This window comes from Paramuribaculum intestinale, from assembly GCF_003024925.1.
Classification (GTDB): Bacteria; Bacteroidota; Bacteroidia; order Bacteroidales; family Muribaculaceae; genus Paramuribaculum; species Paramuribaculum intestinale.
Map to the genome: position 1 here is coordinate 1 of NZ_PUED01000067.1, position 13,485 is coordinate 13,485.

17 protein-coding genes and 1 CRISPR repeat array are annotated in these 13,485 nt (G+C 53.2%); of the genes, 12 read left to right on the plus strand and 5 right to left on the minus strand.

Annotated features, from left to right (window positions below; genetic code table 11):
* Nucleotides 1-222: 222 nt before the first annotated feature.
* Together C5O24_RS06510 and msrA are read right to left on the minus strand one after the other, a co-directional pair.
* Nucleotides 223-594 carry a YraN family protein gene (locus tag C5O24_RS06510; protein WP_107681597.1) on the minus strand — a complete coding sequence of 124 codons (372 nt, stop codon included), beginning with the start codon at nt 592-594 and terminating at the stop codon, nt 223-225.
* 18 nt (nt 595-612) lie between these two features.
* Nucleotides 613-1,590 (minus strand): peptide-methionine (S)-S-oxide reductase MsrA, encoded by a 978-nt coding sequence (gene msrA, locus C5O24_RS06515; protein WP_107681598.1) that lies wholly within the window; start codon nt 1,588-1,590, stop codon nt 613-615.
* A gap of 207 nt (nt 1,591-1,797) precedes the next feature.
* On the opposite strand from msrA, the gene C5O24_RS06520 reads away from it, so the two are divergent.
* The 12 genes from C5O24_RS06520 to cas2 all read left to right on the plus strand — a co-directional run bounded on the left by C5O24_RS06520 (nt 1,798) and on the right by cas2 (nt 10,774).
* Nucleotides 1,798-2,220 (plus strand): SoxR reducing system RseC family protein, encoded by a 423-nt coding sequence (locus C5O24_RS06520; RefSeq protein WP_164913274.1) that lies wholly within the window; start codon nt 1,798-1,800, stop codon nt 2,218-2,220.
* A complete protein-coding gene (locus C5O24_RS06525) occupies nt 2,217-3,050 on the plus strand; it encodes a 4Fe-4S binding protein (RefSeq protein ID WP_107681599.1) in 834 nt (277 codons plus the stop codon). The genes C5O24_RS06520 and C5O24_RS06525 overlap by 4 nt, the downstream gene beginning before the upstream one ends.
* A 134-nt stretch (nt 3,051-3,184) precedes the next feature.
* Entirely contained in the window at nt 3,185-3,595 is a 411-nt protein-coding gene (locus tag C5O24_RS06530) for a CRISPR-associated endonuclease Cas3'' (protein ID WP_107681600.1), read from the plus strand.
* A 60-nt stretch (nt 3,596-3,655) separates the two neighbouring features.
* The gene (cas3, locus tag C5O24_RS06535; protein WP_107036827.1) at nt 3,656-4,924 is read left to right on the plus strand and encodes a CRISPR-associated helicase Cas3'; all 1,269 of its coding nucleotides are present in this window, start codon (nt 3,656-3,658) and stop codon (nt 4,922-4,924) included.
* A gap of 3 nt (nt 4,925-4,927) precedes the next feature.
* Nucleotides 4,928-5,179 carry a hypothetical protein gene (locus C5O24_RS06540; protein WP_133165484.1) on the plus strand — a complete coding sequence of 84 codons (252 nt, stop codon included), beginning with the start codon at nt 4,928-4,930 and terminating at the stop codon, nt 5,177-5,179.
* 9 nt (nt 5,180-5,188) lie between these two features.
* Entirely contained in the window at nt 5,189-5,371 is a 183-nt protein-coding gene (locus tag C5O24_RS06545; protein ID WP_107681602.1) for a hypothetical protein, read from the plus strand.
* A 94-nt stretch (nt 5,372-5,465) separates the two neighbouring features.
* Nucleotides 5,466-6,149 carry a type I-C CRISPR-associated protein Cas5c gene (cas5c, locus tag C5O24_RS06550; protein ID WP_107681603.1) on the plus strand — a complete coding sequence of 228 codons (684 nt, stop codon included), beginning with the start codon at nt 5,466-5,468 and terminating at the stop codon, nt 6,147-6,149.
* Nucleotides 6,146-7,840, plus strand: coding sequence for a type I-C CRISPR-associated protein Cas8c/Csd1 (gene cas8c, locus C5O24_RS06555; RefSeq protein ID WP_107036830.1), 1,695 nt, complete (start codon nt 6,146-6,148; stop codon nt 7,838-7,840). The genes cas5c and cas8c overlap by 4 nt, the downstream gene beginning before the upstream one ends.
* Before the next feature lie 40 nt (nt 7,841-7,880).
* On the plus strand, nt 7,881-8,729 hold the full coding sequence (gene cas7c / locus C5O24_RS06560) for a type I-C CRISPR-associated protein Cas7/Csd2 (protein WP_107036831.1): 849 nt from the start codon (nt 7,881-7,883) through the stop codon (nt 8,727-8,729).
* Nucleotides 8,729-9,415 carry a CRISPR-associated protein Cas4 gene (gene cas4, locus C5O24_RS06565; RefSeq protein ID WP_107036832.1) on the plus strand — a complete coding sequence of 229 codons (687 nt, stop codon included), beginning with the start codon at nt 8,729-8,731 and terminating at the stop codon, nt 9,413-9,415. Before cas7c ends, cas4 begins: the two co-directional genes overlap by 1 nt.
* Nucleotides 9,399-10,442, plus strand: a complete 1,044-nt coding sequence (gene cas1c / locus C5O24_RS06570; protein WP_107681604.1) for a type I-C CRISPR-associated endonuclease Cas1c — start codon at nt 9,399-9,401, stop codon at nt 10,440-10,442. Before cas4 ends, cas1c begins: the two co-directional genes overlap by 17 nt.
* A gap of 41 nt (nt 10,443-10,483) precedes the next feature.
* Nucleotides 10,484-10,774: a CRISPR-associated endonuclease Cas2 gene (gene cas2 / locus C5O24_RS06575; RefSeq protein WP_107036840.1), complete on the plus strand. Its 291-nt coding sequence runs from the start codon at nt 10,484-10,486 to the stop codon at nt 10,772-10,774.
* A gap of 294 nt (nt 10,775-11,068) precedes the next feature.
* Nucleotides 11,069-11,623: a CRISPR direct-repeat array (repeat unit 32 nt; unit sequence GTCGCACCCCATGCGGGTGCGTGAATTGAAAC).
* 100 nt (nt 11,624-11,723) lie between these two features.
* Here the strand turns inward: cas2 and C5O24_RS06580 are convergent.
* Genes C5O24_RS06580 through C5O24_RS06590 form a run of 3 tightly spaced genes read right to left on the minus strand, consistent with a single transcriptional unit; the run spans nt 11,724 to nt 13,229 of the window.
* Nucleotides 11,724-11,906, minus strand: a complete 183-nt coding sequence (locus C5O24_RS06580) for a hypothetical protein (RefSeq protein ID WP_107681605.1) — start codon at nt 11,904-11,906, stop codon at nt 11,724-11,726.
* A complete protein-coding gene (locus C5O24_RS06585) occupies nt 11,893-12,915 on the minus strand; it encodes a vitamin K epoxide reductase family protein (RefSeq protein WP_107681606.1) in 1,023 nt (340 codons plus the stop codon). Before C5O24_RS06585 ends, C5O24_RS06580 begins: the two co-directional genes overlap by 14 nt.
* A gap of 17 nt (nt 12,916-12,932) precedes the next feature.
* On the minus strand, nt 12,933-13,229 hold the full coding sequence (locus C5O24_RS06590) for a thioredoxin family protein (RefSeq protein ID WP_107036836.1): 297 nt from the start codon (nt 13,227-13,229) through the stop codon (nt 12,933-12,935).
* Between the last annotated feature and the right edge of the window lie 256 nt (nt 13,230-13,485).

The following is a 13,485-nucleotide window of genomic DNA, read 5'->3' on the forward strand; positions in this document are numbered from 1 at the left end:
CCCACCTACACATCGTTTTTCCCCCCGTAAATGGAGTGGAAGAGCGCTATGTGCCGGTCGCAGAAGAGAAGCCGGATGGATCGGAAGCGATAGCGCTACCCCTGCCGGTGGAGGAAGGCGGGAATGGTCGGAGACCATGCGACTTTGGTTCACCCCGCCATGGCGCGCGCAGCAGCACCTTGGTGGGGAGATGGAGATGGAGATGGAGATGGGGGAGAGGGATCAGTGGGTGGTGAGGGGGGCCATGAAGGCATCGGGGTAGTGTGTGACGGTGTGGTCGCTGTGGGGGGTGCCGCTGACGATGATAATGTCGAACTGTACTTCGTGTGGGATGTTGCGGGAGCGGACGTAGGCCTCTGCTGCCCGGGTGAGGTTGCGGATTTTTTTAGTGTCTATTGCATCGAGTGGGTCGAAGTCGGAGTTGGTGCGAGTCTTTACTTCGATGAAAACGATGCGGGAGTGGTGCATGGCTACTATATCGATCTCCTTTTTGCCGATTCGTGCGTTGGTTTCGACGATTGCATAGCCTTTGGATGCGAGATATTCGCGGGCGATGTTTTCGCCCCATTGTCCGATGTCGTTGTGTGTGGCCATTATAGGTTGGTCTGTCGTTCAGTCGGGCAGAAGCGGGAGATAGTCGGCATAGCCTTGTTCGGCCATCTGTGAGCGTGGGATGAAACGTAGCGCCGCGGAGTTGATGCAGTAGCGTAGTCCGCCAGACTGTGCCGGTCCGTCGTTGAATACGTGGCCGAGATGTGCGTCGCCTATGCGGCTTCTCACTTCGGTGCGTTGCATTCCTGCGGTGTTGTCGGGGACGCGTGTGAGCAGGGTGTCGTTGATGGGGCGTGAGAAGCTTGGCCATCCACATTGTGATGAGTATTTGTCGGTGGAGAGGAACAGTGGCTGTCCGTTGGTGATGTCGACATATATTCCTTCGCGCCGCTCCCGCCAGTAGGGGTTGTCGAAGGGCGGTTCGGTGGCGTTGCGGCGTGTGACGTCGAACTGTATCGGTGAGAGCTGCTGGCGTAGTTGCTCGTCGGATAGCCGGGCATAGCGTTTGAGGTCGCTTTGCGGGGCGTCCGGGTCGTGAAATTCTGCTGCCTTGCGGAGTAGTGACGGGTTGACATGGCAGTATCCTCCGGGATTCTTTTCAAGATAGTCCTGATGGTACATTTCAGCGGGATAGAAGTTTTCGAGCGGGAGGTTTTCAACTACGATCGGACGGTCATAGTTGTCGGCGGCTTTCCGGAGGGCTTCGGTGGCGATTTGCTGTGACTGACTGTCGATGGTGTATATGCCTGTACGGTACTGCGTGCCGGTGTCGCCTCCCTGACGGTTGACCGATGTAGGGTCGATGGTCATGAGGAAGAGCTGTATGAGATAGGGGAGCGTGACACGTTGCGGATTATATGTGACCTTGACTGTTTCAGCGGCGTGTGTAAGACCGGTGCATACCTGCTGGTATGAGGGCTGCGGTACGTTGCTGTTGGCATATCCGACTTCGGTGTCGATGACTCCGGGTACATTTCTGAAGAAGCGTTCTGTGCCCCAGAAACATCCTCCGGCAAAGTATATGGTGGCGTTGTCCATTGTTATCGAGGTTTGATGCGTTGTTAAGTGAACAACAATTCGGGGTGGTGAAATGTTGGTGACTTCTGCTGGCTGAAGGGTCAGCTCTGTGGTGGTTCACAAAATTAAGCATTTGTTTTCTAACGAGGGTGTTTTTTTCGGATGCATTTGAACGGTAGATAGAAAATGAGTTTGTTTTTTACAATGGGATTGTATATCTTTGATTCCATGAAAGAATTTACAGCGACGGTGATTTCGGTGGATGGTGACAGGGCGGTGGTTGCGCTTGAACTGCATGAAGAGGCGTGTGAGGTATGCCGTCTGTCGTCGGTGTGTATGCGTCCCGGCGAGTGCGTTCTGGAGGTAGGAATCGATATGTCTGACAGTATCGTTCCAGGTAATCCGGTGGTGATCAGGGATGCCGGATGTTCAGCGAGCCGTATGATGCTGCTTGGGTTGCTTTTGCCTCTTGGGGTGTTGGTGGGCGTCGCTGTTGCGGCGTCATGGATAGGTATGAATGATGTATTGAGTGCGGTGTCGGCTGTTATGGCGGCGATGTCGGTGTATGCGGTTTTGTATCTGATGAGGAGACGTGCGTTTCCAACATCGGATATGGTATGCGAGTCTTTAGATTGTAGGAGGGCGTCATGATGTGGGCTGCAATAGTTCTGGGAGTCATAGGTGTTGCCGCTGCGGGGTTGCTCTACGTTGTGGCCCGGCGGTTTAGCGTGGATGATGATCCGCGTATAGATCAGGTGGAGGGGCTTTTGCCCGGGGCCAATTGCGGCGGATGCGGCTTCAGCGGATGCCGTGCGTTTGCTCAGGCGTGTTGCAATGCTACGTCGCTGGAAGGATTGTCATGTCCGGGTTCGGACAGGTCGACGATGGGGCGTATCGCATCGGCGCTGGGGCTGCAAAACGAATCATGCCCCGATGTGCGCAAAGTGGCGACAGTGGGTTGCGGCGCGAAGTGCGGCGGCCGGCAGGATGTGGCGCTTTACGACGGGCCGGCCTCATGTGTAGCAGTCGCTGCCATAGGGTCGGGTGAGTCATTGTGCAGCTATGGATGTGTGGGTATGGGCGATTGTGTTGGTGTGTGTCCGTTTGATGCAATATCTATCAATAGCGAAACGAAGATACCTGAGGTGGATCATTCGCTGTGTACGGGTTGCGGGCGGTGTGCGGAGCGTTGTCCTCGGTCGGTGATCAGTATCCGTCAGGTGAGGGTGCAGGCAGCGTTTAGGTATGTGGCATGTTCGAATGCCTCGCCTGGCCAGCTGGCTGTGAAAGCTTGCCGGTCGGCCTGTATAGCCTGTGGCAAGTGTGAGCGCGTCTGTGCGTCGTCGGCCATAACGTTTGGGCGATGCGGCGACGGAGTGTCGCGTGTGGCTCCGGCAAGGATCGATGCCATGAAATGCACCGGATGCGGCATGTGTGGGCCGGCGTGCCCTACGGGAGCCATACGCATGGCAGAGGGCTGACATATCGGGGTCTGGTGTCAGGGCTGATCATGTGCTTTGCTGATCATTTTTTTATGGGCCGATTGTTGTTTTACATGCAGGTGTTGCAGTTGTCAGTCGGTTGTAGTATATTTGCGGATATTAGCCGATGAGCCATGAAAACTCCCAGATACAGTCATATCATGTCGCATATCCGTCGTCAGGACGGGGATGAGGGCATGTGGGTAATACAGACGAATGATGAGCATTGTCGTGGCGTGGCATCGCGGGCTGAAGGATTCTCATCTGTATTCGGCATGGGCGACTGGGGACGACTTATGGGACTGCTGCACGACAGAGGTAAAGAGTCGGATGCATTTCAGTGTAAAATCAGGTACAGTTCAGGATACGATATTTCAAAGATGCCGACGGATGCCGCTCCGCACAGTCTGGCCGGCGCTATTGTCATGCATAGTAAGTATGCCGACGGAATGGGCTTGATGAGCAACCCCATAGCCGGCCATCACAGGGGACTGTATGACATGGATGAGTTTAGAAATCTGCTCAAGAATGGCGCAGTGGCCTAAGAGGTTTCGCGTCAGGTGCCTGATCTGGCCTTGCGTCCGCCGTCAGTCAGGCTTAAAGGCATGGAGATACATCATGTGGTCAGGATGCTGTTTTCTTGTCTGGTGGATGCGGATTATCTCGACACCGAGCAGTTTATGGATGAAACGTCGAGCCGGATGAGAGAGAGCTACAGTAGTATCGTGGATCTCAAGGAACGCTTAGACAGATACATCGGCCGGTTTTCGTCGTCGGCTCCGAGTGTTGTCAATCGGCTGAGGAGTGAGGTGCAGCGAATGTGCGAAGAGAGGAGTGCGATGACTCCCGGAGTGTTTGAACTGACGGTGCCGACCGGCGGAGGCAAGACGGTCGCGTCGGTCGTATGGGCTGTCAATCATGCGTGTCGGCATGGCAAGCAGCGGATCATAATAGCGATACCGTTTACAAGCATCATAATGCAGACTGCTCAGGTGTTGCGTGAAATATTCGGGTCGGAGAATGTGATCGAGCATCACAGTGTGATGTCGGACGAAATGATAAATGAACGAACCAGACTTGCAGCCGAGAACTGGGATGCTCCGATAGTGGTGACAACAAATGTGCAGCTGTTTGAATCGATGTTTTCCAACCGTCCGTCGAAATGCCGCAAGCTGCATTCGCTGGCCAATAGTGTGGTGATTCTTGACGAGGCGCAGTCGTTGCCACGGTCGTTCATGCAGCCGGTGGCTGACGCGATAAGCACATATACACGTGTGTTCGGGACCTCGTTTTTGCTATGTACGGCCACACAGCCGCTGATCTCGGGCTGTCACAAGGGATGTGGCCCGGTAGAATACCGTGGAATAGATGCCGGTGATATACACTGCATAACAGACCGCAGTATGGATCTGCATGAAGGATTGCGCAGGGTGGATATGCGTTTTGACATGTGCGAACTGACTTCGGACGAGATCGCCCGTAGAATAGAGGGGCACCGGAGGGTATTATGCATTGTCAACACTCGCGGTATTGCTTCGGAAATATACGGGCGTCTGAGAGAAAGCGATGATAACTTTCATCTGTCGAGGATGATGTGTCCGCTGCATATACGTCAGTGCCTGTCAGAGATCAGGCGGCAGCTGGATGACGGTGGTGACAGATGTGTGAGGGTCGTGGCCACTCAGCTTGTAGAGGCCGGAGTGGATCTGGACTTTCCGGTGGTTTACCGTCAGATGGCGGGTCTGGACTCACTGCTTCAGGCGGCCGGAAGGTGTAACCGGGAGGGGCTGCTGGAGAATGGTGTGACCCATGTGTTCCGTATGCAGGGATATATGCCTCGGGGAACGATAAAAGAGAGCATATATGCGATGTAGGAATTGCTCAGGATGCATCCCGATGCCGACTGGTTTGATCCGGATGTCATTAAGGAGTATTATGCGTTGCTGTATAAGCGGACGCCTACATTTGACAGTCAGGAGATATGCCGGCTGTCGGAAACGCCCGGTGAGGTGAGATATGAGGAGATCGCCCGGCGGTTCAGGCTGATAGATGATGAGGGCATGACGCTTGTAGTGAATTATGCGGATGCAGGGAGCCTGATATCGCGGCTGAAGCGTGTAGGGCCGTAAAGAGCTCTGATGCGGGAGCTCGGCCAGTTTACAGTCAGTGTGACGCGCCGACAGTTTGAGGAGATGCGTCGCGCCGGCATGTTGGACGAGCCGTTGAGTGGTATCTATTATGTGGAGGATCCGATGCTTTATGACTGTAAGTCGGGTCTGAAAGCCGGAAACGAATATCTTGAGCAGACGTTTGTGATATGACAGAATGATAAACCGATGGCCGGCGGCCGATATGATTCCGCAACTGATAGATGTTGATGACATGTGACCGTTTGCCTGAAATATAGAATGTGTAATGGAATATTTTGACAAAGAGTATGGCCTTGAGGTGTGGGGCGACATGGCTTGCTTCACAAGGCCTGAACTCAAGGTGGAGCGAGTGAGCTATGACGTGATCACGCCATCAGCCGCCCGGAATATCTTCCAGGCGATATTCTGGAAGCCTGCGATACAGTGGCGTATTACCAGAATAGAGGTGGTGAATCCGTTAAAGTGGATCTCGGTGCGACGCAATGAGGTAGGCGCGCTCGCTCAGAACAGTGCGAACGCCCGACCGATAATCGCCACAGAGAAGCGTCAGCAGCGCAACAGTCTGATGCTGCGCGACGTCGGGTATCGTATATATGCCAAGATGGAGTATATACCTCCCCACAAGCGGGCGGGCGTATCGTCGAGAGAGTCGGGCGACGACGAGAATCCGGGTAAATATCAGGCGATGTTCGAGCGCAGGGCGTCGAAGGGTCAGTGCTTTACAATGCCTTATCTTGGCACGAGGGAGTGCACGGCCTATTTCAGTCTTCTTCCAGATGGGGCGAAGGGTGGCGATGATCGGCTGCAGGAATCGCGTGATCTGGGAATAATGCTGTATGACATGGATTTTTCCGACAGCAAAGATATACGGCCGATGTTTTTCCGTCCGGTGATGGACCTCGGTGTGATAGAAGTTCCACCTGTTGACAGCAAGGAGGTGATGGGATGATACTTAAAGCGCTATACGATTATTTTTATTCGCGTCCTGACCGTGTGCCCGAGGGGATGTGTCGCAAGGAGATCGAATATGTGATGGTGATAGACCGCGACGGGTCGTTTGTCAGATTCGAGTCTCGACGCATTGACAAGAAACGATGCGCTGAGCTGATTGTGGCGGCGCCTGTAAGCCGGTCGTCAAATGTCGCTCCCAACGTGTTGTGGGACAACGGCAAGTATGTGCTGGGGCTGAATGATTCGGACGACAGACACCATCGTTCGTTCGTTGGTCTGGTAATGGAGATCGCCTCGTCGCATCCCGACGAGGCGTGTATGGCGGCTTTGGCGGCTTTCTACCGCCGGACTCCGGAGGAGCGGCGCATGGCCTACGGCCGTGATCCGTTGTTTGATGAGGTAAGCAACAACGCTGCCGCCAATATGACCTTTATGGTCGAGGGTGACTGTGAAACGATTGCCGAGAAGGGCCATCTGATACCGGCCTCCGAAGGGTCAGACGCCAGCCCAAGCGGCGTATGCCTCGTGACTGGCCGGAACGGCCGGCTGGTGCGGACAAGCACTGGTTCGACCATACCCGGATGTTCGCCCAATACCGCTCTGGTCGGCTTTCAGGTAAAGTCGGGCTATGATTCCTATGGCAAGCAGCAGGCTTACAACAGTCCTATATCTGTGGAGGCCGACTTTGCCTATACTTCGGCGCTTAAGATGCTTCTGTCGAAGGATTCGGAAAACAAGACACGTCTTGGTGACAGGACATTCCTATACTGGTGTTCGGGACGATACGGACGCGACACCGAGTCGTGTTTCGGCTTCATGGTCGAGAGCGACAAGTCGTCGGAGGCGAAAGGTGTGTCGGCGGCAGGTGTGGAGAAGCTGTTCAAAAGTATATGGTCGGGGACCGTGAATACTGATCTTGATGACCGGTTTTACTTTCTCGGGCTCGCTCCCAACGCCGGGCGTATGGCGGTAGTGGTGTGGGAGAATGTGCAGCTTCGCGAGTTTGCCGGAAAGATATTGCAGCATTTCGATGATATGTCGCTGGTCGGCTATCGTGCGAATGACAAGGGTCGGTCTACCGCCGGAGTTTTCAATATGCTTTCGGCCGTGACCCTTGACGGAAAGCAGTCGGAAGCGTTGCCCAATCTTTGTGAGGCGGTAGTGCAGTCGGTCATCCAGGGCACACGCTATCCGTATCAGCTCTACACGTCGGCTCTCGAAAGAATCAGGGCAGAACTGCCTGACCGGACAGTGACCCGGACAAGAGCATCGATACTTAAGGCATACATAAACAGAGTGACAAGAAATAATAAAGATAACAAACAACTTACACCAATGCTTGACAAGACAAACAGTAATCCAGGCTATCTGAGCGGACGTCTGGCGGCAGTGCTCGAGAGGATACAGAGCGATGTGAAAAGCGGCGATTCGATCCGCACGCGCTATATGGCGGCGGCATCGGCCACTCCGTCGGCAGTGTTCCCGGCGATGCTCAACCTGTCGGTGCACCACAGCGAAAAACTCAGCGAGGCATCGAGAGTGTTCTATGAGAAGACCAAACAGGAGATCATCGAGAAGATGCCTGCGGAGGGATTTCCGTCGCATCTTGATCTGAACGATCAGGGACGCTTCTTTGTAGGGTATTACCATCAGATGGCCGATTTCTACACGAAGAAGGAATCAGAGTGAATAAACATCAAGACGAATCATATTAAAAAAACGCAGAATTATGGCAGACATAAAGAACAGAGTGGATTTCGTGTATCTCTTCGATGTGCAGGACGGTAATCCGAACGGCGATCCGGATGCAGGCAATCTTCCACGGGTGGACAACGAGAACGGATGCGGTCTGGTGACAGACGTGTGTCTGAAGCGCAAAGTGCGCAACTATGTGGATGCTTCGCGCAATGGTGCTCCGGGGTATGGAATTTTCATACAGGAGGCGGCTGTGCTTGACAATCGTGTGGAGGAGGTGTATGCCTCTGACGAGGTTGCAAGTAAGTCGAAGGACGATAAAAAGGCTGCCGCCCGCAAGGCCTTGTGTGAAAAATATTTCGACATACGGGCTTTTGGCGCCGTGATAGCTACCAAAGACAAGCAAGGACAGGTGCGCGGACCGATACAACTCACCTTCGCGCGTTCGGTGGATCCAGTGGTGAGTCATAGTCATTCCATCACACGTATGGCTGTGACAAAAGAGGCTGACAAGGAAAAGGAGAAGACCATGGGCAGAAAATCAACGGTGCCTTACGGTCTGTATCTGTGTCACGGCTTTGTATCGGCGAATCTTGCGAAGCAGACCGGTTTTTCGGATGCGGATCTCGAACTTCTCTGGGAGGCGCTTGAAAACATGTTTGACAATGACCGTTCGGCGTCACGCGGACTCATGAGTCCGCGCAAGCTCGTCGTGTTCGAGCATTCGTCGGAGCTTGGCAATGCTCCTGCCAACAAACTGTTTGATGCCGTAAGGGTGTCGAAAAACAGCGGCGTGTCAGTGCCTCGCAGTTTCAGCGACTGCACTGTGGAGATCGATCGCGACAGTCTGCCTCAGGGTGTGACGGTCATAGAAAAGTTCTGATGCCTCGTTCAGGCTATTATGCCGATGATGAAATGATCCCGCTGTCGGGCATACAGCATTTTATGTTTTGTGAACGGCAGTGGGCTCTCATTCATCTCGAATGTCAGTGGCAGGAAAATTTTCTTACAGCCGAAGGGGCTTTGCTGCATGAAAGGGTTGACGACCCGTCGGTACGCAAAAGCGGCCCTTTCGGGATTGTCACTCTTCGCGGGCTGCGTGTTGCCTCCAGAAGATTGGGATTGTTCGGCGTCGCAGATGCGGTGGAGTTGCATCCTGTTGCAACAGGCAAGCGCAGTGTTGCGGAACTTGTCGCCAGCCGGGAGTTCACGATAATGCCTGTGGAGTACAAGCGGGGTCATCGCAAGATCAGTGATTGTGACCGATACCAGGTTGTAGCACAGGCTATGGCTCTTGAGGAAATGTATGGTGCGGAGATAAGCCGCGCTGCTGTCTTCTATTGGGAGGAGCGCAAAAGAGAGTATGTTGAAGTGGATGCGGAACTCCGCGATCGAGTGACCGATGTGTCGCGCAGGATGCATGAGGCATATAGGTCGGGGCGTACCCCTGCGGCTAAACGCACGGGGTCGTGCAGAGCCTGTTCTATGGAGGATATGTGCATGCCTGGACGGATCAAAGCCGATGTGACTGACTATCTGAAAACTTTATTTGATGAAGAGATTGCTTAATACGCTGTATGTGACGACTCCGGATGCATATCTTTCGAAGGATGGCACAAATGTTGTGATTTCGAGCCAGCAGAAGATATTGTTCAGGATGCCGATACAGAACATCCAGTCGATAATCACATTCGGTTATCAGGGGGCAAGCCCGGGACTTATGCGTCTGTGTTCTGAAAATGGCGTGGCATTGTCGTTTTTTACGACTGCCGGACGGTTTGTGGCGAGAGTGCAGGGCCCGCAGACGGGCAATATACTTCTTCGCCGATCGCAGTTTCAGAATGCCGGTGACACGGATTATTGCCGTCGTCTGGCTTCATCTTTTGTTCTCGCGAAGATACACAATGCGCGAATGACCCTCAGGCGATTTGTCAGAGATTACCCCTCTGATGAGGGAGTGTCCGCGGTGGCGGATGCGGCTGAGTCGCTGAAAAATATGTCGCGTCTGATAACCAGGTCAGTTTCAGTAGATGAGGTCAGAGGTCATGAAGGTCAGGCGGCGTCAATATATTTCGGCGTGATGCACCACTTGATTCTCAATAAGGATCGCTGTTTTGCTTTTGCAAGGCGTGTAAAACATCCTCCGACAGATTGCGTCAACGCTATGTTGTCATTTGGATATACATTGCTTGCTCATGACTGCGGTGCTGCGCTGGAGGGAGTGGGACTGGATCCATATATGGGTGTGCTGCATTCTGTACGTCCGGGTCGCATGTCGCTGGCGTTGGACTTGATGGAGGAATTCCGTTCGTGGCTCGTGGATCGTTTTGTCATATCTTTGATCAACACACGTCATATCAGGGCATCGGATTTCACCCCCGCTGCCGGTGACGGGGCGGTCGGTTCGGTAAGTCTTACGGAAGATGGTCGAAAAAAATATCTCACAATGTGGCAGAACCGCAAGAAAACGGAAATCATCCATCCCTTTCTTCAAGAGAAGGTGCCGATAGGGTTGTTGCCTCATATCCAGGCATTGTTGCTTACCCGCTATATGAGGGGTGACATGTCGGATTATGCTCCGTTTCTTGTCAAATGATTTTTAGGGTATATATGTGGTGATTTTTGAAGAATACGATGATGAATATCCTGATAGTATATGATGTGAATACATCTACTCCGGAGGGACGCAAACGATTGCGCAATGTGGCCAAGTGTTGTCAGAATTATGGGCAACGTGTGCAGAACTCAGTGTTCGAATGTCAGCTTGAATACCATTCCTATCCAATGTTGAAACATACTCTTGAAGAGATAATAGACAGTGGTGCGGACACGATCAGGATTTATAAGCTTGGCAAAAACTACCAGCAGTCTACCGAGCAAATAGGGCGTGTGACCTCTTTTGATTTTGATGGCAGCATCATCGTATAGTGTTTTAGATGGGTGTGGATTTCGTCGCAGTAAGTCCAAAGAATGGAAACAGTGTGACAGATACATGCTAAAGACATGCATGGTCTGACATAATTTGGAATCATCCGCTCGATATAGTCGTGGGTGCGGGCGAATCGTAAGCATTACAATTTTAGTAGAGTACTCGCAGTGATTGATATTCAGACGTATAATAGAAAGAAGTAGATTCTAAGTTTGTGCATTAGCGATAAAAATGCTATTTTCGCGGAGAATTAGTCATAAATAGGACTCCTTTAGATTGTTACTATTATGGCAGTCGCACCCCATGCGGGTGCGTGAATTGAAACCCGTAGAGTGATTTTAGAAAGCCGACGTGTTTGGTCGCACCCCATGCGGGTGCGTGAATTGAAACGTGGAAGCCAAGCTCTCGGACAATGTGGCTCTTGTCGCACCCCATGCGGGTGCGTGAATTGAAACCAATTATGAAAACTTGTAACACCCCCGCGAACCGTCGCACCCCATGCGGGTGCGTGAATTGAAACCGTCTTGACCTTAAACGAGTCGCCAGGCATAACCGTCGCACCCCATGCGGGTGCGTGAATTGAAACCTCGGTCTTCCTCTCCTCGGTGTGGGTTGGTCGGTCGCACCCCATGCGGGTGCGTGAATTGAAACACAGCAAGGGCGTGAACATCTGCAAAGGGTGTGAGTCGCACCCCATGCGGGTGCGTGAATTGAAACGGCTGTCATATCCGCACTGCTGTGACCCAAAAAGGTTGCACCCCATGCGGGTGCGTGAATTGAAACCACTATGCTGAACACGTGGAAACACTCAAAAAGGTCGCACCCCATGCGGGTGCGTGAATTGAAACGTAGTCGCCGAGGTACAGACCGATGCGCTTGGCGGTCGCAGCCCATGGGGGGTGCGTGAGTTGAAGCGGCAGTGTGGGGAGGCGGTGCGTCCGCCAGTCGTCATTTGACTGCAGAGTGGGCTGTGGTGGATGCCGGCGAATCGGTTTGTCCGGCGATGGAGCGCAGGCGGTCGGGGGTGAGGACGGTAAGTCCTTTGCCAAAGCGCAGACGATTGAGTTCGATTGCCGACAATGGTGTGGCTGATCGGAATTGCGGCAGTGGGATCTGTTCAGGGTTGTTCATTGTTGTCGGAGGTAATGTTGTCAAACTTCGGTAGGAGTGCATTGACGCCGAGCAGGACCGTAGCATACGAAGCTATCAATACGAGCAGCTGTATGCGCATGGGGAATATTCCGGCAAACCATCCTCCGGCCAGATATGTGAAAAACAGTAGCCAGAGAGTCAGCTGCACGCTCAGGCAGAGTGTGCACCATCGGTGTGCGCGGTATTTCTGATACCATACGCTCCAGAAGCTGAACGGCAGGCAGCAGACGTCGCACAGAGCCAGATAGCCGATCCATTGCGGGAATATGAGCAAGCCCGCGAGGCTTACTGAAAAATAGGCGAATCCGACTTCGCTCCATCCAAACAGTCCGAAAAACTTTGCCGCAGGAGTGGAGAGAACGTCGTCGCAGCCCCCGCTCTGAATCATGCCGCACACTTTGTCGGCAGCGGAGTTGTGGATATTGAGCGACTTCTGTAGGAGCAGGTAGCTGATGTAGAGTCCGCCGAGATCGAGCAGCGTCAGGATTACGGTCGACGCATGGGCGTATATGCGGTTGCTGACAAACAGGTAGAGAAACAGGAATGCTACGGCGATCCAAAGCGTGACTCGTTTGGCTTTCGCCGCAATCTCTAATGCGTGATGCCGCCCATAGGAGGGTTCGACGGCATCGGGTGCTGGAAACGGCAGCAGCAGGTTGCCGTCGAATACCCGAAGGAAGTCATCTATCGGCGCGGATTCTGCCACTCCATGAGTCAGATAACCGATTGTGTCAGTGGTGATAGATGTCACGATGACAAATCCGGCCGATGTGCCGGCGATAAATGGGGGCGAGGCCTGACGGATCTCTGTCTTGTCGGAAAGCCGAAGCCCCTGTGAGCAGATGCCGTATTCCTGCATGAGTTTAGTCAGGCCATAGAGGGTAGGGAATGGCATGGAGCGGAATCGCTGTGCGGAGTATGAATCCGTGTGGCGCACACCGAGCTGCTGAAGAAGATCGTTGAATATGTTGGCTTTGTCGGGCGACATGTTTTCCTAAATGAATATCAGTCGGCGTAGCGTTCGATGGCAGCAAGAAGCGCTTCTCCTTCAATCTCGCCGGTGTGACGCCATTGTTCGATTCCGCCGGCGTAGATGATAAATGTGGGTATGGATTGGGCTTCGGCCTGATCGGCAGCTTCAGAATTGCTGTCGATATCGAGCTGCGCTATGCGAGCTTTCGAGCTGATGAGTTCGCTGACCTGATCGACTATCGGAGCCATGTGCTTGCAGTGGGGACACCAGGTGGCGTAGAATTCGACCATTACTACCGGGGCTGATGATATCAGTTGTGAGTATTCCATAGTTGATGTGCGTTTCGGATGTGTGTTGATACGGTTTTGCTGTATAACGCCGGTCGGGGTGCAAAAGTTGGCTTAAGGCTAAAGTAGCGGGTGTACATGGCAAACCCTGTATCAGCGTCTGAAGTCTGATACAGGGCTTTGATGTCATGTGGGATAGGGGAGCGGAGTGTCGCTCAGATATGTCGTATCACTCCGGCAGGATTGCCTGCGACAACCGTGTGTGGCGCTACATCTTTAGTGACTACCGATCCGGCAC

Bases quoted from the DNA above. Each gene is read 5' to 3' on its own strand.
- C5O24_RS06510 (WP_107681597.1), bottom strand. From the start codon at position 594: ATGGCCACACACAACGACATCGGACAATGGGGCGAAAACATCGCCCGC.
- msrA (WP_107681598.1), bottom strand. From the start codon at position 1,590: ATGGACAACGCCACCATATACTTTGCCGGAGGATGTTTCTGGGGCACA.
- C5O24_RS06520 (WP_164913274.1), top strand. From the start codon at position 1,798: ATGAAAGAATTTACAGCGACGGTGATTTCGGTGGATGGTGACAGGGCG.
- C5O24_RS06525 (WP_107681599.1), top strand. From the start codon at position 2,217: ATGATGTGGGCTGCAATAGTTCTGGGAGTCATAGGTGTTGCCGCTGCG.
- C5O24_RS06530 (WP_107681600.1), top strand. From the start codon at position 3,185: ATGAAAACTCCCAGATACAGTCATATCATGTCGCATATCCGTCGTCAG.
- cas3 (WP_107036827.1), top strand. From the start codon at position 3,656: ATGGAGATACATCATGTGGTCAGGATGCTGTTTTCTTGTCTGGTGGAT.
- C5O24_RS06545 (WP_107681602.1), top strand. From the start codon at position 5,189: ATGCGGGAGCTCGGCCAGTTTACAGTCAGTGTGACGCGCCGACAGTTT.
- cas5c (WP_107681603.1), top strand. From the start codon at position 5,466: ATGGAATATTTTGACAAAGAGTATGGCCTTGAGGTGTGGGGCGACATG.
- cas8c (WP_107036830.1), top strand. From the start codon at position 6,146: ATGATACTTAAAGCGCTATACGATTATTTTTATTCGCGTCCTGACCGT.
- cas7c (WP_107036831.1), top strand. From the start codon at position 7,881: ATGGCAGACATAAAGAACAGAGTGGATTTCGTGTATCTCTTCGATGTG.
- cas4 (WP_107036832.1), top strand. From the start codon at position 8,729: ATGCCTCGTTCAGGCTATTATGCCGATGATGAAATGATCCCGCTGTCG.
- cas1c (WP_107681604.1), top strand. From the start codon at position 9,399: ATGAAGAGATTGCTTAATACGCTGTATGTGACGACTCCGGATGCATAT.
- cas2 (WP_107036840.1), top strand. From the start codon at position 10,484: ATGAATATCCTGATAGTATATGATGTGAATACATCTACTCCGGAGGGA.
- C5O24_RS06580 (WP_107681605.1), bottom strand. From the start codon at position 11,906: ATGAACAACCCTGAACAGATCCCACTGCCGCAATTCCGATCAGCCACA.
- C5O24_RS06585 (WP_107681606.1), bottom strand. From the start codon at position 12,915: ATGTCGCCCGACAAAGCCAACATATTCAACGATCTTCTTCAGCAGCTC.
- C5O24_RS06590 (WP_107036836.1), bottom strand. From the start codon at position 13,229: ATGGAATACTCACAACTGATATCATCAGCCCCGGTAGTAATGGTCGAA.